We start from the raw sequence: 19741 nt of genomic DNA on the forward strand, positions 1-19741 counted from the left end.
CGTTTCCCTCCGATGATTGTCTGTGCCGCGCCATGACCACCTCTCCTGACCGATCCTTCCTCACGCCCACCGGCTCGATCCCGTCCGGTGCCCGATTCCCCTGGTGGGGGATGATCGCGCTGTCCGTCGCGACGTTCCTCTCCGTGACCAGCGAGATGATGCCGACCGGGCTCCTCCCGGAGATGAGCGCCGACCTCGGCGTCACCGAGGCCTCCGTCGGGCTCCTCGTGACGGTGTTCGCCTTCACGGTCGTCGTGTCGAGCGCGCCGCTGACGGCCGTGACCCTGCGCATCCCGCGGAAGCCGTTCCTCCTCGGCGTCATCGCGCTTCTCGGGCTCGCCAACCTGCTGACGGCGCTCGCCCCCGACTACACCCTCGTCGTGGCGAGCCGAATCCTGGGGGGCCTCGCGCACGGACTCTTCTGGTCCACCGTGCCGGCCTACGCCGCACGGCTCGTGCCGAAGGACCTCATCGCGCGCGCCGTCTCCGTCACGATCGCCGGCGGCACGCTCGCGTTCGTTCTGGGTGTGCCCCTGGGCACCGCCCTCGGGCAGGCGATCGGTTGGCGATGGGGCTTCGTGGCCGTCGCCATCGCCTTCGCGATCGGCGTCGTCGCGGTGGGGCTCCTGCTCCCGGGGGTCGGTCCGGCGGAACGGCGGGCGCCGCACCGGGCCGCGGACGGTCGGCGTTCCCTCGATCCGACGGCGCTTCCGGTCGCTCTCGTGTGTCTCACGGTGGCCGTCGTCATGATCGGCCACTACGCCATCTACACCTACATCGCGCCGTTCATGACGCAGGAGATCGGCATCGACCCGAGCCTGTTCAGCGTCGTCCTGTTCGGCTACGGCATCGCCGGTGCCGCCGGACTGGTGCTCTCGGGCACGGTGTTCGCGCGTCGACCGAGCACAGGGCTCGTCGCGGCGCTCGCCGGTTCCGCGCTCTTCGTGACGATCGCCGCTCTGGCGGTCGGCAACACCGTCGTCGCGATCATCGCCGTCATGCTCTGGGGCGTGGCGTTCGGGATGATCCCGCCGCTCATGCAGACGCGGGTCCTCCAGGTGGCGAGCACGCGCATCCGCGACACGGCCGCCGCTTTCTACACGACGGCCTTCAATGTCGGGATCGGCGGGGGAGCACTTGTCGGCGCGTGGCTGTTGGAGACCGGGGGACTCGGAGCGCTGCCTCCGACACAGATCGTGCTCACGGTGCTCGGCTTGGTGATCGTCGTGCTGGTCGGTCGCGGTCGGGCGTCGAGACGGTCTTGAGCCTCGTCGGATCGCGGCTCGTGGTCAGTCGGTGATCGGCTTGGTGATCGTCGTGCTGGTCGGTCGCGGTCGGGCGTCGAGACGGTCTTGAGCCTCGTCGGATCGGCTCGTCGTCAGTCCGTCGTCGAGCCGGGGTCGGGTGTCGCAGGCGTCGCAGGAGACGGTGCCCCTGGCATCACCGAGTCCGGTGTCTCGGCATCGGACGTCTCGGCATCGGACGTCTCGGCATCCGGCGCCGCGACGTCCGGTGTGTCCGAGTCCGGCGTGCCCGTCTCCGTCTCCTCGATCGCTGGGATGCTCGGCCCGGTCTCGATCACGCCAGGGCCTCCCGACGGCGCCGGTGCACCGACATCGGGATCGTCCTCGGCCTCACGGGACGCGTCGGCGCCGTCCGGATGGGGGAACGCATCGGATGCCGCGTCCACATCTGTGACCGCAGCCGCTTCGTCGGAGGACGATGCCGAACGCGATTCCGTCGTGCCCGTGGGGAGGACGACGAAGACCCTGATCTGACGTGCGGGCCCCGTTCGACCGGTCTCGTCCGTGTAGGCGACGGTGACCGTGTGCCATTCGAGGCCGAGCGAGGTCCATTGCGCCCCCTCGTTCCACCCGCACGTCGACGTCGTGCCCGACTCGTCGTAGCGGCAGGTGAAAATCGGCTGGTCATCGACGGAACCGGCGACGACGGCGCCCGGGAAGGCGCTCCCGAGAGTGAGATCGAGGTCCGTCGCGAACAGGATGGCACCATCCACCGGGTCGACGAGGCTCGGTGCCTCGCGGACCGTGACCGTCTGACGGACCGCCGCGGACGTCGATCCCGAGACGGTCTGCTCGATGGAGATCTCACTCTCGCCGACCGGGAGTGACGTGAGGGGCTCGGACACCCAGAAGCCCCCGTCCTCGTTGCTCGGGATCTCGGCGAGCACCTCGGTCCCGCGGCGGATGGTGACGGTCGCGCCGTCGTCGCCGTATCCCTGGACGACCGGGTAGAGGGCATCACCCTCGCCCTGATCGATCATGGTGATCAACGGCGCCGAGGGGATCGACGGCTCGGGGTCGACGGGGTTCTCCGGCTCCGTCGGTTTGGCCGGCTCGGTCGGTCTGGCCGGGGCGATGGGGACGGTCGGACGCGTCGGGGTGTCGGTGCCGTCGTCGGGCGTGCTCGTTTCGGTCGGTGTGTTCGGCTCCGGCGTCGACGACTCCTGGGGCTCGGAGGACGGGGGAGCCGTGGTCGGGGGTGATGAGGGCGACCCGGCGGCGGATGGATCGGCACCGGACGAGAGGTCCGAGCGCTCGTCGGACGTCTCGGTGGGCGCGGTCTCAGTGACGGTCTCCGAACCGGCCTGGGGGCCGGGGGCCGGGGCGGTCGCCGTCGGACTGAACGCGAGCGTGGCGGCCACGGCTCCGGCGGTCACCAGGGCGACGACGCCCGAGACGATTCCGGTCGTGAGGGCTCCGGCGGAGATCGTACCGGCGGAGATCGTACCGGCGGAGACGGCGCCGGCGGAGGCCGCGCCGGCGGACGAGGCCCCGACTGCTGTGCCTCCCGAACCGACGGCACCCGACGTCGCGGCCCCTGAACCGACGGCCCCTGAACCGACGGCCCCGGAACCAGCGGCTCCTGCGCCCGTGAGCGAGCCGAGCAGCGACGGGTCCACGGGCACGCCGAGGGAGGCCCCGTGTCCGCCGAGAACGGCGGCCGGCATCGCGGCGGTCGTGAAGGCAGACGACGAGCCGGTCTGGAGCCACGCCAGGTAGCCCGTCGCACCGGCCGTGCCGGCCGCGAGCGGGAGGAGGACGAGAGCGATGCGCGATCCGACCTCTCGGGCCTCGGCCGCCACGATCGTGCAGCGCGCGCAACCGTCGAGATGGGCCTCGATCTTGCCGGTATCACGTTTGCCGAGCGCTCCGCGGGTGTAGGAGCCGATCCGTTCGATCGTCCAGCGGTGCTCGGAGTCCGCGGGAACGGCCGCGATGTGGGCCTGGATCCAGGCCTGCCGCAGTCCTTCGCGCGCCCGGTAGGCGAGTGCCGCGACCGCATTGGGCTTCATCGCGAGGAGGGGCGCCACCTGCTGGGGGGTCATCCGCTCGACCTCGCAGTACCAGAGCACCTCCTGCCACCGGGTCGGCAGGCTGCGGAACGCCGTGGCCGTGAGACTGCGATCGAGTGCCGCCATGGTCTCCTCGTCGCGGGATGCAGGATCCTCGAAGGACTCGAGCGTGTCGATCGACGCTTCGCGTCGTGCCCGACCCCACGCCGATGCCGTGTTGCGGATGGTCGTGAAGAGGTAGGGGCGGAAGGCTCCGGTGGGACCACCGCCCTTCTGGAGCGCCTGGTAGATCTTCGCGAACGATTCCTGCACGAGGTCGTCGGGGTCGAGCGACGAGGTGAAGGAACGGGCGACGGTTCGCCCTGCGCGGGCATGACGGCGCCACAGCTCGCCGTAGGCTGCACCGTCACCGGCGCGCGTGTAGAGGATGAGATCGCCGTCGGACGCGTCGTTCCACTGCGAGTAGGCGGGGACGTCGTCGGTCGTCACGTCGTCGACGATCGCGTCGTCCGCCGTCAGGTCCTCGGGGGTCGCGTCCGATCCTGATGCATTGGTGGGTGCGGTGCTCTCGTCGTGCACGACTTCTCCGTATGGCTCGGCAGCTCGTCGGGGGGCGCGATCGGGTGTGTGCGCGGGATCCGGAGCCGGGTTCGGGTGGGGCTTCATCCTGAGAGACGCGTCCTCGGCCGGATCATGACGTCGGTTCCCGATTCTCCTCTTCCGACGGGCCCCGTGGGAGGAAATCTCGAACCTGTGGATGACGGTCCGATGGAGTCGTTCCCGGAGTCGCGTCATGATCCGGAGACGTCGCACTCTCTCGGGGTGACGACGAGTCCACGGAGCCGGCCCAGCCGAACTCCCGGCCTCGGTCGCCGTCACCGAGTTCTTGCATTCGCGGTGACGGACGCCGGCACCCATTCGGCCATGCCGGCACGGACCTGCTCTGTCCTTCTGGACGCAGGATCGGACCCCGCGGGCACGAGCTCGGGTCCGGATCTCCAGCGGGGTGGTGGTGCTCGGGGGAGCCCACCACCTCCGCTCGAGCGAGTGAACCGTGGTCCATGCGACGAGCGGAATGTATCGGGTTCGTCACCGTGGTTCCGGACCGACGACTGCAAACCGCTGATAGATTAATAGGGACACCAGGCCGACCACCCCAGCCGACCACCTCGAGGGACCCCCATGGCGATCATGACAGTGCTTTTCGCGGTGCTGTCGTTCGCGGCTCCCGCCATCGTCCGTCTCCTCGGGCGACGCGCCTTCTTCGTCCTGGCCGCTGTTCCGGTCGTCGCCTTCGTGCACACGCTCGTCGCCACTCCCGTGATCCTCCAGGCCGGGGGCAGTGTCGACGAGTCGTTCGCGTGGATCCCGCAGCTCGAGATCGTCCTGAGCTTCCGGATGGACGCGCTCGCCTGGCTGCTCGCGCTCGTCGTCACGGGGGTCGGGGCCCTCGTGCTCGTCTACTGCGCCTCCTACTTCTCGGACGACGAGCCGTCGCTCGGCCGCTTCGCCGCGCTCCTCCTCGGGTTCGCCGGCACCATGTACGGGCTCGTCACGTCCGACGACGTGATCGTGATGTTCATGTACTGGGAGATCACGAGCGTGCTCTCCTATCTCCTGATCGGCCACTACACGGGCCGGAAGGAGAGCAGGGGTGCCGCGTTGCAGGCGCTCCTCGTCACGACGCTCGGCGGACTCGTCATGCTCGTCGGCGTCGTGATCCTGAGCGTCGAGGCGGGGACCACCCGCATCTCCGAGCTCGTGGCCGCGCCCCCGGAGGGAGTGGGGCCGTCGATCGCGATCGTGCTCGTTCTCGTCGGGGCGATGTCGAAGTCGGCGATCGTCCCGTTCCACTTCTGGCTGCCGGCGGCGATGGCCGCTCCCACTCCCGTGAGCGCGTATCTGCACGCGGCGGCGATGGTGAAGGCCGGCATCTACCTCGTCGCCCGGTTCGCCCCCGGTTACGCGGAGTCGCCCGGTTGGATCCCGGTCGTGGTGGGCTTCGGCGTGTTCACGATGCTCGTCGGTGCCTGGCGGTCGTTGAGGCAGTACGACCTCAAGCTCGTCCTCGCGTACGGCACGGTCAGCCAGCTCGGGTTCCTCTTCGTGATCGTCGGGTTCGGCACGCGTGACGCGGCCCTCGCGGGGGCGACCATGCTGCTCGCGCACGCGGTCTACAAGGCCGGGCTGTTCCTCACCGTCGGCATCATCGACCACCGGACGGGGACGCGCGACTGGCGGAAGCTCACCGGCCTCGCCCGGGCGATGCCGGTGCTCACGGTGTCGGCCGTGCTGTCGACGGCGTCGATGGCCGGCATCATCCCGCTCATCGGATTCGTCGGCAAGGAGGCCGTGTTCACGGCCTTCATCGAGGCAGGTCTCGAGGGCGACGTCTGGGCGTGGATCGCCCTCGTGGGAACCGCGGTGGGCTCCGTGCTGACGGTCGCGTACAGCGCGCGCTTCGTCTGGGGCGCGTTCGCGAACCGTTCGGTCAAGGAGCCCGTGGAGATCCACCGCGACAGCGGTCTGATCGTCGCGGCCCCCGCTCTCCTCGGTCTCGCCGGCGTCGTGCTCGGCGTGGCCGTCCCCCTCCTCGACCCCCTGCTCGCCGCCTACGCCGACACCCTCGGCGAGGGCGACTACTACCTGGCGCTGTGGCACGGTCTCGAGCCGGCCCTCTTCCTCTCGATCGCCGTCATCGCCATCGGCCTCGGCCTGTTCGTCGCTCGTCGCACCGTCGCTCGGTTGCAAGCGAGGGTGCCGGACACGGTCGACGCCTCGCGCGGCTACTGGACGACCGTGAACGCGGTGGACCGGACCGCGGCCCGGGTGACGCTGTTCGCCCAGCGCGGGGGACTGCCGCAGTACCTCATGACGATCGTCGTCGTCTTCGTCCTCGCCGTCGGCGGCGCGCTCATCGCCACGGGGACGTGGCCGACGGACATCCGGCTCTTCGACTACGGCCTGCAGCCGGTGATCGCCGCGTGCATGATCGTCGCGACCATCATGGCCGCGCGGGCCCGGCAGCGCATGACCGCCGTCCTCCTCGCCGGCGTGACCGGATTCGGCCTCGTCGCGCTCTTCGGCTTGCACGGCGCCCCGGACCTCGCCCTCACCCAGGCGCTCGTGGAACTCGCCACGATCGTGACGTTCATCCTCGTCCTCCGCCGTCTGCCCCAGACCATCGCGCAGCACAACAAGCCCGTGCGCAAGGTCCGGCGGGCGATCGTCGGCATCCTGTTCGGCGCCACGATGTCGGTCGTCGGCGCCGTCGCGTTGTCGTCGCGTCAGGCGGAGAGCCTCGCGGGCGACCTGCCGCGGCTCTCCCTCGAGGAGGGGCATGGGCGGAACATCGTCAACGTCATGCTCGTCGACATCCGTGCATGGGACACGATGAACGAGATCGCGGTCCTCGTGGTGGTCGCCACCGGTATCGCGAGCCTGCTGTTCGTCTCCGGCCGCTCCGGAACCCCGCAGCGGATCCCGGGGGCGCGTCGCCAGCGATCCAACCGCCGATCGGTGCCGGCCGACGTCAGGCACCGCACTGGACTCACGGGATCGATCGAGGTGCCCGCGGCGATCTCCGCCGGTCACGGTGGAGGCGAGGCCTCCGACCGGACCGACGAGGAGTCGCAGCCCGTCCGCTCCCAACCCGCGACGGACGAGCCGAAGGTCAGCCGGACGACGACGCCGGAGGAGCGACTCGCCTCGGGTGAGCGTCAGTCCTGGTTGCTCGCCGGCCGCACGATCCGCGACGAGAACCGCTCGGTACTCCTCGAGATCCTCGTGCGGCTGCTCTTCCACCCCGCGATCGTCGTGTCGATCTTCCTGCTCTTCACTGGCCACAACACGCCGGGCGGTGGCTTCGCCGGCGGACTGCTCGCTGGCCTCGCCCTCGTGGCGCGCTATCTGGCCGGCGGCCGCTACGAACTCGCCGAGGCGGTGCCGATCGACGCGGGCAAGCTGCTCGGCACCGGCATCCTGCTGGCCGTCGGGACCGCCGCTGCGTCCCTGTTCTTCGGCGCGGACGCCCTGACATCCGCCTACCTCGAGACCGATGTCCCGGTGATCGGACACCTCTCGATCGGCACGTCCACGATCTTCGACATCGGCGTCTACCTCGTCGTCGTCGGGCTCACCGTCGACATCCTCCGGAGCCTGGGCGGCGAGATCGACCGCCAGCAGGAGGACGCGGAGCTCGATCTCGATCCCGAGGCCGAGGACGACTTCACGACGACGGAGGCGAGCCGATGAGCGCATCCCTCACGCTCGTGATCCTCATGGGCGTCATGTACGCCGTCGGCATCTACGTGATGCTCGAGCGCAGCCTCACCCGTGTGCTCATCGGGTTCCTGCTCGTGGGGAACGCCACGAACATCCTCATCTTCATCATGAGCGGCGGGAGCGGACGCCCGCCGCTCGTCACCGGGACGGCCGCGGACGCGGACATCGTCGATCCGATCCCGCAGGTCCTCATGCTCACGGCGATCGTGATCAACTTCGGCATCACGGCCTTCCTCCTGGCCCTCATCTACCGCTCATGGTGGCTCGCTCAGCTGGGGGAGGAGGGCGACACCCTGCCAGACGAGCACAAGGGCGAGACCGAGGCCGAGACGGAATCGAGCTTCGACCCGCTCGATCTCGACGACGCCGCCGTGCACGAGGTCCTCCGCGCGAGCGACGAGCGCCCGGACGACGACGCTCCCGCACGCAGCACGCACGACGACACGACGAGGGAGGAGCGCTCATGAACGCCATCGTCCCCCTCGTCGTGATGCTCCCGCTCCTCGGGGCGGCCGTCGCGCTCACGCTCGGCAAGTACCCGAAGATCCAGATCGCCGTCAGCACGCTCGTGCTGGCGACCGTAGCGGTCCTGTCGATCATGCTCCTCGTGCACGTCGACGCGAACGGGCCAGCCGTCGTGCACGTGGGCGGATGGGAAGCGCCCTTCGGGATCGTGCTCGTCGCGGACCGCCTCGCGGCGATCATGCTCGTGGTCTCGTCCCTCATGCTGCTCGGCGTGCTCATCTTCGCCGTCGGGCAGGGGATCGCGGACCGGGACAGCAACCCGCCACCCGTCTCGATCTTCCACCCCACCTACCTCGTGCTGGCCGCTGGAGTGTTCGACGCCTTCGTCGCCGGCGACCTCTTCAACCTCTACGTCGCGTTCGAGATGCTGCTCGCGGCGAGCTACGTCCTGCTCACTTTGGGTGGCACGGGCGCGCGCATCCGCGCCGGCGTCACGTACATCGTCGTGAGCCTGATGTCGTCGATCATCTTCGTCGCGTCGATCGCGCTCATCTACGGTGCGACCGGTACGGTCACGATCGCTCTGATCTCGGAGCGGGTCCGGGACCTCCCGCCGAACATCCAGCTCGTTCTCTGCCTGGCCCTGCTCGTCGGCTTCAGCGTGAAGGCGGCGCTCTTCCCCCTGTCGTTCTGGCTGCCCGACTCGTATCCGACCGCGCCGGCCCCCGTCACGGCGGTCTTCGCGGGGCTCCTGACGAAGGTGGGCATCTACGCGATCATCCGGGTCGACACCGTGCTCTTCGTCGACGTCCCTCTCCAGACACCGTTGCTCATCGTCGCGGCCGTCACGATGGTCGTCGGGATCCTCGGCGCCGTGGCCCAGGCCGACATCAAGAGGCTGTTGTCATTCACCCTCGTGAGCCACATCGGGTACATGGTGTTCGGCATTGCGATCGGGAGCGAGGCGGCGACGACGGCCACGATCTACTACGTCGTGCACCACATCGTCGTCCAGACGGCGCTCTTCCTCGTCGCGGGGCTCATCGAACGCGTCGGCGGATCCACCTCGCTCAGTCGGCTCGGTGGGCTGCTCACCGCCGCCCCGGTCGTGGCCGTGCTCTACTTCATCGGCGCGCTCAACCTCGGGGGGATACCGCCCTTCTCGGGCTTCCTCGGCAAGGTCGGTCTCTTCCGGGCCGGTGCCGAATCGGGCACGCCCCTCGACTACGTCGTGATCGCCGCGGGCGCCGCGACCTCGCTCGTCACCCTGTACGCCCTCGCCCGCGTCTGGAACATGGCCTTCTGGCGCCGTCGACGGGAGGTCGAGGGCTACTCCTCCTCGCTCATGGCGTCGCTCAGCGAGAACCCCGAGGACGACGGCCGCGTCGCCCTCAAGACGGTCTCACCGCTCATGGTGTCGGCGACCGCGGGGCTCATGGCCCTGACCGTGGCCCTCACGGTCTTCGCCGGCCCGCTGTTCGGTCTCGCAGAGCGGGCGGCCGAGAACGTCGAGGACCCGTCGGTCTACGTGCGGGCCGTGTTCCCGGAGGAGGTGCCCTGATGCAGCAGCGCGAACACGCGAGCTTCGGCTCCCGAGCCCTGCTCTTCGCGGGTCTCGTCCTCCTGTGGGCGATGCTGTGGGGGCAGTTCACAGTGCTGTCGCTCCTCACCGGTATCGCCATCGCCGCGATCGTCACGATCCTCTTCTACCTCCCCGCCGTCCAGTTCTCGAGGCGGTTGAACCCCGTGCGCGCGGTGTACTTCTTCCTGCGGCTGTTCGTCGACATCGTGCTCGCCTCGTTCCAGGTCGCCTGGATCGTCGTCAAGCCGGGACCGCCGCCGCGGAACTCGATCGTGGCCGTTCATCTGCGCACGCGATCGGATCTCATCACGATGTGGGTCGCGGAGTCGTTGTCGCTCGTGCCCGGGTCGATCGTCGTCGACCTCGATCGCGGGGCGTCGATCCTGTACCTGCACGTCCTCGACACCGACGATGATCGGGACGTCGAGGCCGCGCGGGCACGCGTTCTCGCGACGGAGAAGCGCATCGTGCGTGGTTTCGGTTCGGCGCACGACGTGGAGCTCGTGTGCGGCACGGCGCCGGAGCCCGTTCCGGTCGAAGACCGCTCGACCGCACGACCGGAAGGGGAACGCTGATGGAGATCGCCCTCGTCGCCGCCGGAGTCATGTTCGGTGTCGGAGCCCTGGCCTCGATCTATCGGATCGTCGTCGGCCCGAGCCTGCTCGACCGCGTGATCGCCTCCGACGTCCTCGTCGTCACGATCATGTGCGTCCTCGGGGCCGAGATGGCGGTCAACCGCCACACCGACACGTTGCCCGTGATGCTCGCGCTCGCGATGTTCGGCATCGTCGGATCCGTGAGCATCGCCCGCTTCATGGCCCGGCAGGACACGACATGAGCGCCGAGCTGAGCGACGCCCTCACCGCCGCGTTCATCGTGGTCTCGGCGTTCTTGTGCGCCGCCGCTGGCATCGGTCTCCTCCGATTCCCCGACGTCCTGTCGCGCCTCCACGCGGCGACGAAGCCGCAGATCCTCGGGCTCGGGCTCATCGTGTTGGACGTCGCCGTGTCGAACATCAGCCTCGGCACGGTCGTGTTCGCCATCGCCATCCTGTTCTTCCAGGGGCTCACGGCGCCGATCTCCGCCCACATGGTGGGGCGCGCAGCCTACCGCGGCGATCACTTGCGGCGGGACCTCATCGTGACGGACGAGCTCGCGGACGCCGTGCAGCGCGCGGACGCGCGGGATCGAGCGGAGGCGTCCCGAGACGATCGGGACGACCCCCGCGACTGATCGAGGGCGTTCGAGCGTGTCCCGGGTGGACGTGACGTCGTGCCGGACGCCGCTCAGTTCGAGCGCACCCCTGCTACCCACACGGCGTCGACCGTGAGGTCGGGGGACAGGAGGACGGCATCGCCCGCGCTTCCGACCGCGAGCGAACCGAGTTCGGGGAACCGGCCGATGACACGAGCGGGCGTCCGGGTGAGAGCGGCGACGGCGTCGACGAGGGGGACGCCGGCCGCGACCACCGTGCGGAGCGCTGCATCCTGCGTGAGCGTCGACCCTGCGATGACGTCCGTGCCCCTCAGGCGGGCGACGCCGGCATCGACGGTGACCGCGAGTCCGCCGAGGTCGTAGTCGCCGTCCGCGCCGTCCGCCGCCGCCATGGCGTCGGTCACCAACGCGACGCGACCGGGGGCCGCGGCGAACGCGAGCCCCAGCACGGACGGGGCGACGTGCACGCCGTCGGCGATGAGTTCGAGCACGACGCGGTCGTCGGCCACGGCCGCCGGGATGGGACCGGGGCGCCGGTGGTGGATGCCGGGCATCGCGTTGAAGGCGTGGGTCAACAGCGTGGCGCCCGCATCGAACGCCGCCCGGGCGTCCTCCTCCTCGCCCACCGTGTGGCCGACCGCCACGACGACACCGGCGGCACGCAACGCGGTGATGGCCTCGATCGCCCCGGGGAGCTCGGGAGCGATCGTGATCTGCAGGAGGTGACCGCCCGCGGCCTCGAGGAGACTGGCGACGGCCTCGGGCGTCGGTGCGATGAGCGCGGCGGGATCGTGCGCGCCCCGATTGTCGGGCGACAGGAAGGGCCCCTCGAGATGCGCTCCGAGCACGGTCGGGTCGCTCTCGGTGATCCGGGCGATGGTGCCGAGCCGGTCGACGAGTACATCGAGTGGAGCGCAGACGAGCGACAGGGCGCTGCGCGTCGTCCCATGGCGGCGGTGGGACGCGAGAGCGTTCGCGATCGCGTCGGCCCCGTCGTCGATGGAGGTCCCCCCTCCGCCGTGCACGTGGAGGTCGATGAACCCGGGGACGAGGAGGCGCCCTCCGGCGTCGACGACCTCGGAGGCGGGATCCGTCTGGAGGGAACGCCAGCCGTCCCCGGTGCCGCGCGCGAGGACGGAACCGTCGGCGAGGGCGACCCACGCGTCGGCGGTCTCGGTGTCGCCGTCGAGGGTGCCGCCGTCCACGAGGTGGGCGGAGTGGATGATCGTCACGGCGCTCACTCGCCGACCGCCCCGTCGAGGAGTTCGCGGAGGATGTCGATGTGGCCGCAGTGGCGGCCGGTCTCCTCGATCATGTGCACGAGGATCCAACGGAGGTGGAACCGGCCCTGCCGCCCGGAGCACCGGTCTTCGAGGCCGAACCGCGCCGCGACGGCGCGCGACTCGGCGCACGCCGCCTCGTAGTCGGCGATCACGTCGGCGAGAGCATCGGCATCGGAGACGCGGAACTCCCCGTCGCGATCCTCGTCCGACCAGCGGGAGGGCACGTCGGCCTCTCCCGCCATGACCTCGCGGAACCAGGACCGCTCGACGTCCGCGAGGTGCCGGATGAGGCCGGAGACCGTGGTGATGCTCGGGAGCACGGGCCGCGCCGCGTCCGCGTCGGACAACCCCGTCGCCTTGAAGACGACGCTCGCGCGGAGGTAGTCGAGGAAGCCCTCGATCGTCTCGCGCTCCCCGCCGTGTTCGGGCGGCTCCGGTCGTGTGTCCTCCGGCAGGGTCCCCGTCGAGCTCGTCATGCCCACACGGTACCGCGAGCCGCCGACGTCGCTCGACCGTGCGCGCGGAGGGTCAGCGGTGTCGGGGGCGTCCGACAGACTGGTCGCATGGCTCGTCGCACCTCCTCGTCCCCCCGTCTCACGCCCGTCCGGCTCCCTCCTCTCGAGGACGGCGACCGGGCGGAACTGGTGGAGGAGTCCTCTCACGACGCGCGTCGCTACGGAGACCTCGACGTCTCGGGCCTCGACCTCACGGACATGCGGTTCGGGGAGTGCGCGTTCGACGGGGTGCGCTCGGACGCCCTCCGGCTCCGCGGGTCCCGAATCACCGACAGTACGATCGAGCGGCTCGAGGCGCCCGTCCTCGACGCGCCGTCGTCCTTCTGGCGCGACGTGGAGATCGTCTCCTCCCGTTCCGGGTCCACCGATCTCTACGACGCGGAGTTGCGGTCCGTGTCGATCGGGCAGTCCAAATTCGGGTACCTCAATCTCCGTGGGGCGAAGGTGTCCGACGTGGTCGTGAGGGACACCGTGCTGGAGGAGCTCGACCTCGGAGGCGCCGAGGTCACCCGCCTCGCCCTGCCCGGCTGCCGTATCGGGGTGCTCGACGTGTCACGCGCGCGGCTCGTGGACGTCGATCTCCGCGGCGCCGAGTTCTCGACCATCACCGGCGTCGAGTCCCTGAAGGGCGCCATCGTCTCGGAGGACCAGCTCGCCGAGTTCGCACCGCTCTTCGCCGCGGCCCTCGGCGTGCGTGTGGAGTGATCCGGCCCCGAGACCGGGCCGTTCATCCTGTTATGCTGATCCCGTCGCAACTGGCGTTTGGCTGATGCCTCGCATCTGCCGGAGATGGTCACCATCGGGGAGCGACTGACACGGATTCGGCCGTACGCCTGGGCCGATACGGAGCACCCTCACGTCCGCCGCTGTCAGAAGGAGTCAGCCTCACATGACCGACATTTCCGAATCCCAGAAGATGTTCAACGCCCCGCTCAGCGAGGTCGACCCCGAGATCGCCGCGGTCCTCGAGCAGGAGCTCGGCCGCCAGCGCGGCTACCTCGAGATGATCGCGAGCGAGAACTTCGTCCCCGTCTCGATCCTGCAGTCGCAGGGCTCCGTGCTCACCAACAAGTACGCAGAGGGCTACCCCGGACGCCGGTACTACGGTGGCTGCGAGTACGTCGACATCGCCGAGTCCCTCGCCATCGAGCGCGCCAAGAGCCTGTTCGGCGCCGCCTACGCCAACGTCCAGCCGCACTCCGGCGCGAGCGCCAACGCGGCCGTGCTCTCCGCGATCGCACAGCCGGGCGACACGATCCTCGGCCTCGAGCTGTCCCACGGCGGACACCTCACGCACGGAATGCGACTGAACTTCTCCGGCAAGCTCTACAACGCGGTCGCCTACGGCGTCGACCCCGAGTCGATGCTCGTCGACATGGAGGACGTGCGCGCGAAGGCCCGCGAGCACAAGCCCCGCGTCATCATCGCCGGCTGGTCGGCCTACCCTCGCCAGCTCGACTTCGCGCTCTTCCGCGAGATCGCCGACGAGGTCGGCGCGACGCTCTGGGTCGACATGGCGCACTTCGCCGGTCTCGTGGCCGCCGGACTCCACCCGTCGCCCGTCCCGCACGCGCACGTCGTGTCGTCGACGGTGCACAAGACGATCGGTGGACCGCGCTCCGGCTTCATCCTCACGAACGAGCAGGACCTCGCGAAGAAGCTCAACTCGAACGTCTTCCCCGGTCAGCAGGGCGGACCGCTCATGCACGTGATCGCCGCAAAGGCGACCGCGTTCATGCTGGCTGCCTCCGACGACTTCAAGGACCGCCAGGCCCGGACGATCCGCGGCGCGCAGATCCTCGCGGAGCGTCTCACGGCCGACGACTCGAAGGCCACGGGCCTCGACGTGCTCACGGGCGGCACGGACGTCCACATGGTGCTCGCCGACCTGCGCAACTCGAAGCTCGACGGCAAGCAGGCCGAGGACGTGCTCCACGACGTGCGCATCACCGTGAACCGCAACTCGGTGCCGTTCGACCCGCGCCCGCCCATGGTCACGTCGGGACTGCGTATCGGCACGCCCGCCCTCGCCACACGCGGCTTCGGCGAGACGGAGTTCACCGAGGTCGCCGACGTGATCGCTCTCGCGCTGCGCCCCGGCGCGGACGTGGAGGCCCTCCGCGGCCGCGTCTCGGCACTCGCCGACGCCTTCCCCCTCTACCCCGGTCTCGAGCAGTAGGCGCGGGCATGACGGCACAGAAGCTCGACGGCCTCGCGGCCGCGGCCGCCATCAAGGCCGAGCTCCGTACGCGCGTCGACGTGCTGCGCGAGCGCGGGGTCGTCCCCGGTCTCGGCACGCTCCTCGTGGGTGACGACCCGGCGTCGCGTAGCTACGTCTCCGGCAAGCACCGCGACTGCGCCGAGGTGGGAGTGGAATCCATCCGCGTCGACCTCCCGGCCACCGCTTCGCGGGAGGACGTGCTCGCCGCGGTCCGCGACCTCAACGCCGCCCCCGAGGTGACGGGCTACATCGTGCAGCTCCCGCTGCCCGGTGGGATCGATGAGAACGAGATCCTCGAGGCGATCGACCCGGACAAGGACGCCGACGGTCTCCACCCGACGAACCTCGGCCGTCTCGTGCTCGGGGTCGCGGGGGAGCTCACGTCTCCGCTCCCGTGCACACCCGCCGGCATCGTCGAGCTGCTCCGCCGCAACGACGTCGCCCTCGCGGGCACGCACGTGACCGTGATCGGACGCGGGCTCACCGTGGGGCGTCCCCTCGGGCTGCTCCTCACGCGCAAGGGCATCGACGCGACCGTCACCCTCACGCACTCGCGCACGCCGGACATCGCCGCGGAGGTGCGACGCGCGGACATCGTCGTCGCCGCCGTCGGCGTGCCCCACCTCGTGAAGCCGGAGTGGATCAAACCCGGTGCCGCCGTCGTCGACGTGGGCGTGACGCGCGTGGGCACCACGGAGAGCGGCAAGGCGAAGCTCTCGGGCGACGTCGATCCCGCCGTGGCCGAGGTGGCCGGCTGGCTCTCGCCCAACCCCGGTGGTGTCGGACCCATGACGCGGGCGCTCCTCGTCTCGAACGTCGTGCAGTCCGCCGAACGCGCCTGAACGAGAGACCGTGACCGAGAAGCGAACGCACCCGGCGGTCGAGCGGGTCGAGGCCGCGCTCGCCGCCGCCGGTGTGTCGAGCGATGTCGTATGGTTCGACGACAGCGCGAAGACGGCGGCCGAGGCTGCCGCCGCCATCGGATGCGAGGTCGGGGCGATCGCGAACTCCCTCGTCTTCGCACTCGACGGCGAACCCGTGCTCGTCATGACGAGTGGGGCGCATCGGGTCGACACCGCCTTCCTCGGCCGCGTCCTCGGCGGACGGCTCGCCCGGGCGAGTGCCGACGTCGTGAGGGCGGCGACGGGTCAGGTCATCGGGGGAGTGGCCCCGGTCGGTCACCCGGCATCCGTCCGCACCTGGGTCGACACGGCACTCGCCGATCACCCCGTGATCTGGGCGGCCGCCGGGCACGCCCACACGGTGTTCCCCACGACGTTCGACGAGCTCGTGCGCATCACGGGAGGAATCCCCACCCCCGTCGTCGGGGACTGACGCCGGTCGTCTCTCGTCGAGGGGCGATCGTCGAGGGGCGATCAGATCGGGAGGGTGCGGTACGACTCCATCATCGTGGCGAGTCGCGCAGTCTCCTCGGCGGAGAGGTCATCGGCGTAGTAGCGGTAGATGTTCTCCGTCGAGATCGCGGCGGCCTCGTGGGCGCGCCCGTCGCGGATCGCCGCGACGAGCGCGCGCGTCGCGGGCGCTCGTGCGCACGCGAGCGCTCCGGTCCGTCTCGCTCGTGAGCCGGCGGTCGATCATCTCGGTCATGACGCCGCCCACGACGTTGCCACAGATCTCGAGCATCTGGTTGTGCGAAGCGCGCCGGATGGCCTGGTGGAAGCGGTTGACGCGCTCGCCGAAGCGTACGTCCGGCTGATCGGCCAGGTCGACGATGTCCTCACCGCGGCTCGCGATCTCGGCGAGCTCGTCGTCGGTGCGCTCTGTGGCGGCGAGGAGACTCGCCTGGCCCTCGAGGAGGAGGCGGAACTGCAGGAGTTCGACACGCGACACGGAATCGAGCTGAGCGAGCTTCGCCATCGACTTCTCGAGCACGCGGGGGGAGAAGGCGGTGATCACGGGACCCCGCGGATCGCCGGGCCGGGACTCGATGACGCCCGTGGCCTGGAGCACCCGCATCGCCTCGCGAACGGTCGCGCGGCTGACCCCGAAATCGGTCATGAGCGCTCGTTCGCTCGGCAAGCGGTCGCCGGCTCCGTAGGTTCCGTCGGAGATCGCCTGCTCGATCTGGCCGACGATGATCTCGTACGCGTTGACCTTCTGCACGGGTGTGAAGCTCATCGCTCTCCCTCTCGGTGCACTCGACGATGGATGGGGAGGAGAATGCACGAGGCTTGCGTTACATGTTTGTTTCCCCGCTTGACGCTCTCTTTCGCCTCACCCTAGCGTGTCCGTTACTGGCCTGACCAGTAACCCGGCCCCCGTTCCACGCCGGTCTCCTCGACTTCCTCCCCGACTCACGAAGGAGCTCCATGAACGCCCGAACCTCCCGTCGCGCACTCGCGACGACAGCAGCCGCGGCGGCCGCCGTCCTCGCCCTGTCCGCCTGCTCGGCCGGAAGCTCATCCGGCGGCTCCGACACCCCGTCGGACGCGATCGTGATCGGTCTCACGGGCGAACCCGTCAACCTCGACTTCACGACGACCTCCGGCGCCGCGATCCCGCAGGTCGTCATGAACAACGTGTACGAGGGTCTCGTGACCATCGACCAGGAGGGTGAGCTCCAGCCGCAGCTCGCCGAGAGCTGGGAGGTGAGCGAGGACGGCACCGTCTACGACTTCGCCCTCCACGACGAGGTCACCTTCTCCGACGGCGAGGACTTCACCGCCGCCGACGCCGTGTTCAGCATCGAGCGCGTCCAGAGCGACGCGTGGTTGAACGGCACGAAGTCGAAGATGGACGTCGTCGCATCGGCGGAGGCGGTCTCCGATACCGAACTCCGCGTCACCCTCTCCCGCCCGAGCAACGCGTGGCTGTTCGACATGGGAACGTACGTGGGCGCGATGTTCTCCGAGACCGGGGTCGACGACCTCGCCACGACGCCGATCGGCACCGGACCGTACACGGTCGAGAGCTTCGTGAGCGGCGACCGCATCACGCTCGCCGGTCGCGACGACTACTGGGGCGAAGAGCCCGACATCACCGACGTGACGCTGCGCTACTTCGCCGACGCCGTCGCGAGCACCAACGCGCTCCGCTCCGGAGACATCGACATGGTCTACAACATGCAGGCCCCGGACCTCATGGGTCAGTTCGAGTCCGACGACGCCTTCCAGGTGATCGAAGGGACCTCGAACGGCGAGATCCTGCTGTCGATGAACAACAGGGTCGCGCCGTTCGACGACGTGCGCGTCCGCCAGGCGGTCATGTACGCGATCGACCGTCAGGCCGTCATCGACGCCGCCTGGGCCGGCTACGGCACCGAGATCGGCGCCATGGTGCCCCCGACGGACCCCTACTACGAGGACCTCACCGACATGTACCCCTACGACCCCGAGAAGGCGCGCGAGCTGCTCGCCGAGGCCGGGGCGGAGGACCTCTCCATCACGTTCGACGTGCCCACACGCCCCTACGCGACGGCCGTCTCCGAGATCGTCGTCTCGCAGCTCGCCGAGGTGGGGATCGATGCCTCGATCCAGTCGTCCGAGTTCCCCGCCGTCTGGCTCGACAAGGTCTTCACGCAGGCCGACTACCAGATGTCCGTCATCCTCGCGGTGGAAGCCCGCGACGTGCTCGCGACGTTCAACAACCCCGACTACTACATCGGCTACGACAACTCGAAGATCGCCGACCAGGTGATCGCGGCCGACTCCGGCACGCCGGAGGAGTACGTGAGCGGGATGCAGGAGGTCGTGCGCACGATCTCCGAGGACGCGGCGTCCGACGTGCTCTTCCTCTTCCCGAACCTCGTGGTCGCGGACGCCGACCTCGACGGGATCGCCGCCAACGCGGTGACGGAGTCGCTCATCCTGTCCGGCCTCACCTGGTCGGACTGACCGACGGCGGGCCGTCCGTCGGCGACCCGCACCGACCCTGAGAGAGAAGGAGAGCGAGATGGCACGACGACTGCTCAGCAGCCTCGGACAGTTCCTCGCCACACTGCTCGTCGCCACGGCGCTCATCTTCGTGATGCTGCGCGTGATGCCCGGTGACCCGGCCGTCGTGGCGCTCGGCATCAACGCCACGCCGGAGGCGCTCGCCCAGTGGCGGGCGGAGTACGGGACGGACCAGTCGCTCGCCCTGCAGTACCTGCAGTGGATGGGTGGCCTCGTCCGGGGTGACTTCGGGACGTCGTACGTCACGTCGCAGGATCTGTCGCCGCTCATCGTGGACCGGGTCCAGGTGACCCTGATCCTCGTGGGCCTCTCGATGCTCCTCGCGCTCCTCGTGGCCGTGCCCCTCGGGATGCTGGCGGCGATCCGCCACCAGCATCCCTCCGGGGTCGTACTGTCGGGCATCTCGCAGGTCGGCGTCGCCGTGCCGAACTTCCTCGTGGGCGTCCTGCTCGTGGCGGTGTTCGCCGTGCACCTCGGGTGGTTCCCGTCCGGGGGATGGGTCGCTCCGGCCGACGATCCCGTCGAGTTCGCCCGCCGGCTCGTGCTTCCCGTCATCGCTCTAGGATCCGTGCAGGCCGCGATCATCACGCGCTACGTGCGTTCGGCGGTGCTCGAGATCATGCGGGAGGACTTCCTGCGCACGGCTCGGGCCAAGGGGCTCACGAAGGGGGCGGCCCTCGTCCGCCACGGTCTGCGGAACGCGGGAGTACCCGTCGTGACCATCGTCGGCGTGCAACTCGCGGCGATGCTCATCGGCTCGGTCGTCATCGAGCGCGTCTTCGTGATCCCCGGCCTCGGGAGCCTCCTCGTCGATTCCGTCGGCAACCGGGACCTCCTCGCGGTTCAGGCGATCGTCGCGGTGCTCGTGCTCCTCGTGATCCTCATCAACTTCCTCGTCGATCTCGCCTACACGGTGCTCGACCCCCGACTGAGAAAGGCGGCGTGA

17 protein-coding genes and 1 riboswitch are annotated in these 19741 nt (G+C 69.7%); of the genes, 13 read left to right on the top strand and 4 right to left on the bottom strand.

Annotated elements, in window-relative coordinates:
* Positions 1–32 precede the first annotated feature (32 nt).
* A complete protein-coding gene (locus tag ELQ94_RS11595) occupies positions 33–1265 on the top strand; it encodes an MFS transporter (RefSeq protein ID WP_127050500.1) in 1233 nt (410 codons plus the stop codon).
* Between the two features lie 113 nt (positions 1266–1378).
* Here the strand turns inward: ELQ94_RS11595 and ELQ94_RS11600 are convergent, their stop codons facing one another.
* Entirely contained in the window at positions 1379–3895 is a 2517-nt protein-coding gene (locus ELQ94_RS11600) for a sigma-70 family RNA polymerase sigma factor (protein WP_166404764.1), read from the bottom strand.
* Between the two features lie 603 nt (positions 3896–4498).
* Between ELQ94_RS11600 and ELQ94_RS11605 the strand changes: the two genes are divergently transcribed.
* From ELQ94_RS11605 to mnhG, 6 genes are read left to right on the top strand one after another with little or no spacing between them, the layout of a single operon-like run.
* Entirely contained in the window at positions 4499–7570 is a 3072-nt protein-coding gene (locus ELQ94_RS11605; protein WP_243696991.1) for a Na+/H+ antiporter subunit A, read from the top strand.
* Positions 7567–8067, top strand: coding sequence for a sodium:proton antiporter (locus ELQ94_RS11610; RefSeq protein WP_127050504.1), 501 nt, complete (start codon positions 7567–7569; stop codon positions 8065–8067). The genes ELQ94_RS11605 and ELQ94_RS11610 overlap by 4 nt, the downstream gene beginning before the upstream one ends.
* Entirely contained in the window at positions 8064–9626 is a 1563-nt protein-coding gene (locus ELQ94_RS11615; RefSeq protein ID WP_127050506.1) for a Na+/H+ antiporter subunit D, read from the top strand. The genes ELQ94_RS11610 and ELQ94_RS11615 overlap by 4 nt, the downstream gene beginning before the upstream one ends.
* On the top strand, positions 9626–10222 hold the full coding sequence (locus tag ELQ94_RS11620) for a Na+/H+ antiporter subunit E (RefSeq protein WP_127050507.1): 597 nt from the start codon (positions 9626–9628) through the stop codon (positions 10220–10222). The genes ELQ94_RS11615 and ELQ94_RS11620 overlap by 1 nt, the downstream gene beginning before the upstream one ends.
* Positions 10222–10485 (top strand): MrpF/PhaF family protein, encoded by a 264-nt coding sequence (locus tag ELQ94_RS11625; protein WP_127050509.1) that lies wholly within the window; start codon positions 10222–10224, stop codon positions 10483–10485. The genes ELQ94_RS11620 and ELQ94_RS11625 overlap by 1 nt, the downstream gene beginning before the upstream one ends.
* Entirely contained in the window at positions 10482–10880 is a 399-nt protein-coding gene (mnhG, locus tag ELQ94_RS11630) for a monovalent cation/H(+) antiporter subunit G (protein WP_127050511.1), read from the top strand. Before ELQ94_RS11625 ends, mnhG begins: the two co-directional genes overlap by 4 nt.
* A gap of 53 nt (positions 10881–10933) precedes the next feature.
* Here mnhG and ELQ94_RS11635 read toward each other — a convergent pair whose 3' ends face one another.
* Positions 10934–12103, bottom strand: coding sequence for an N-acetylglucosamine-6-phosphate deacetylase (locus ELQ94_RS11635; RefSeq protein WP_127050513.1), 1170 nt, complete (start codon positions 12101–12103; stop codon positions 10934–10936).
* Positions 12100–12621, bottom strand: a complete 522-nt coding sequence (locus tag ELQ94_RS11640; RefSeq protein WP_127050515.1) for a DinB family protein — start codon at positions 12619–12621, stop codon at positions 12100–12102. The genes ELQ94_RS11635 and ELQ94_RS11640 overlap by 4 nt, the downstream gene beginning before the upstream one ends.
* A gap of 87 nt (positions 12622–12708) precedes the next feature.
* On the opposite strand from ELQ94_RS11640, the gene ELQ94_RS11645 reads away from it, so the two are divergent.
* From ELQ94_RS11645 to ELQ94_RS11660, 4 genes are all read left to right on the top strand, one after another.
* Complete coding sequence (locus ELQ94_RS11645; RefSeq protein ID WP_127050517.1) at positions 12709–13365, top strand: pentapeptide repeat-containing protein; 657 nt, start codon at positions 12709–12711, stop codon at positions 13363–13365.
* 36 nt (positions 13366–13401) lie between these two features.
* Positions 13402–13506, top strand: a riboswitch (ZMP/ZTP riboswitch).
* 43 nt (positions 13507–13549) lie between these two features.
* Entirely contained in the window at positions 13550–14839 is a 1290-nt protein-coding gene (glyA, locus tag ELQ94_RS11650; protein WP_208007668.1) for a serine hydroxymethyltransferase, read from the top strand.
* 8 nt (positions 14840–14847) lie between these two features.
* Positions 14848–15723 carry a bifunctional methylenetetrahydrofolate dehydrogenase/methenyltetrahydrofolate cyclohydrolase gene (locus ELQ94_RS11655; RefSeq protein ID WP_127050519.1) on the top strand — a complete coding sequence of 292 codons (876 nt, stop codon included), beginning with the start codon at positions 14848–14850 and terminating at the stop codon, positions 15721–15723.
* 10 nt (positions 15724–15733) lie between these two features.
* The gene (locus tag ELQ94_RS11660) at positions 15734–16216 is read left to right on the top strand and encodes a YbaK/EbsC family protein (RefSeq protein WP_127050521.1); all 483 of its coding nucleotides are present in this window, start codon (positions 15734–15736) and stop codon (positions 16214–16216) included.
* Between the two features lie 108 nt (positions 16217–16324).
* On the opposite strand, the gene ELQ94_RS11665 is transcribed toward ELQ94_RS11660, so the two are convergent.
* Positions 16325–17020, bottom strand: a complete 696-nt coding sequence (locus tag ELQ94_RS11665) for a FadR/GntR family transcriptional regulator (RefSeq protein WP_127050524.1) — start codon at positions 17018–17020, stop codon at positions 16325–16327.
* A gap of 191 nt (positions 17021–17211) precedes the next feature.
* Here ELQ94_RS11665 and ELQ94_RS11670 point away from each other — a divergent pair, with 191 nt between their 5' ends.
* Complete coding sequence (locus tag ELQ94_RS11670; protein ID WP_127050526.1) at positions 17212–18735, top strand: ABC transporter substrate-binding protein; 1524 nt, start codon at positions 17212–17214, stop codon at positions 18733–18735.
* A gap of 58 nt (positions 18736–18793) precedes the next feature.
* On the top strand, positions 18794–19741 hold the full coding sequence (locus ELQ94_RS11675) for an ABC transporter permease (protein ID WP_127050528.1): 948 nt from the start codon (positions 18794–18796) through the stop codon (positions 19739–19741).

It is taken from the genome of Labedella endophytica (assembly GCF_003990045.1).
In the GTDB taxonomy this organism is placed as follows: domain Bacteria; phylum Actinomycetota; class Actinomycetes; order Actinomycetales; family Microbacteriaceae; genus Labedella; species Labedella endophytica.

Bases quoted from the DNA above. Each gene is read 5' to 3' on its own strand.
- ELQ94_RS11610 (WP_127050504.1), top strand. From the start codon at position 7,567: ATGAGCGCATCCCTCACGCTCGTGATCCTCATGGGCGTCATGTACGCC.
- glyA (WP_208007668.1), top strand. From the start codon at position 13,550: ATGACCGACATTTCCGAATCCCAGAAGATGTTCAACGCCCCGCTCAGC.
- ELQ94_RS11625 (WP_127050509.1), top strand. From the start codon at position 10,222: ATGGAGATCGCCCTCGTCGCCGCCGGAGTCATGTTCGGTGTCGGAGCC.
- ELQ94_RS11665 (WP_127050524.1), bottom strand. From the start codon at position 17,020: ATGAGCTTCACACCCGTGCAGAAGGTCAACGCGTACGAGATCATCGTC.
- ELQ94_RS11595 (WP_127050500.1), top strand. From the start codon at position 33: ATGACCACCTCTCCTGACCGATCCTTCCTCACGCCCACCGGCTCGATC.
- ELQ94_RS11675 (WP_127050528.1), top strand. From the start codon at position 18,794: ATGGCACGACGACTGCTCAGCAGCCTCGGACAGTTCCTCGCCACACTG.
- ELQ94_RS11655 (WP_127050519.1), top strand. From the start codon at position 14,848: ATGACGGCACAGAAGCTCGACGGCCTCGCGGCCGCGGCCGCCATCAAG.
- ELQ94_RS11620 (WP_127050507.1), top strand. From the start codon at position 9,626: ATGCAGCAGCGCGAACACGCGAGCTTCGGCTCCCGAGCCCTGCTCTTC.
- ELQ94_RS11670 (WP_127050526.1), top strand. From the start codon at position 17,212: ATGAACGCCCGAACCTCCCGTCGCGCACTCGCGACGACAGCAGCCGCG.
- mnhG (WP_127050511.1), top strand. From the start codon at position 10,482: ATGAGCGCCGAGCTGAGCGACGCCCTCACCGCCGCGTTCATCGTGGTC.
- ELQ94_RS11605 (WP_243696991.1), top strand. From the start codon at position 4,499: ATGGCGATCATGACAGTGCTTTTCGCGGTGCTGTCGTTCGCGGCTCCC.
- ELQ94_RS11615 (WP_127050506.1), top strand. From the start codon at position 8,064: ATGAACGCCATCGTCCCCCTCGTCGTGATGCTCCCGCTCCTCGGGGCG.
- ELQ94_RS11640 (WP_127050515.1), bottom strand. From the start codon at position 12,621: ATGACGAGCTCGACGGGGACCCTGCCGGAGGACACACGACCGGAGCCG.
- ELQ94_RS11645 (WP_127050517.1), top strand. From the start codon at position 12,709: ATGGCTCGTCGCACCTCCTCGTCCCCCCGTCTCACGCCCGTCCGGCTC.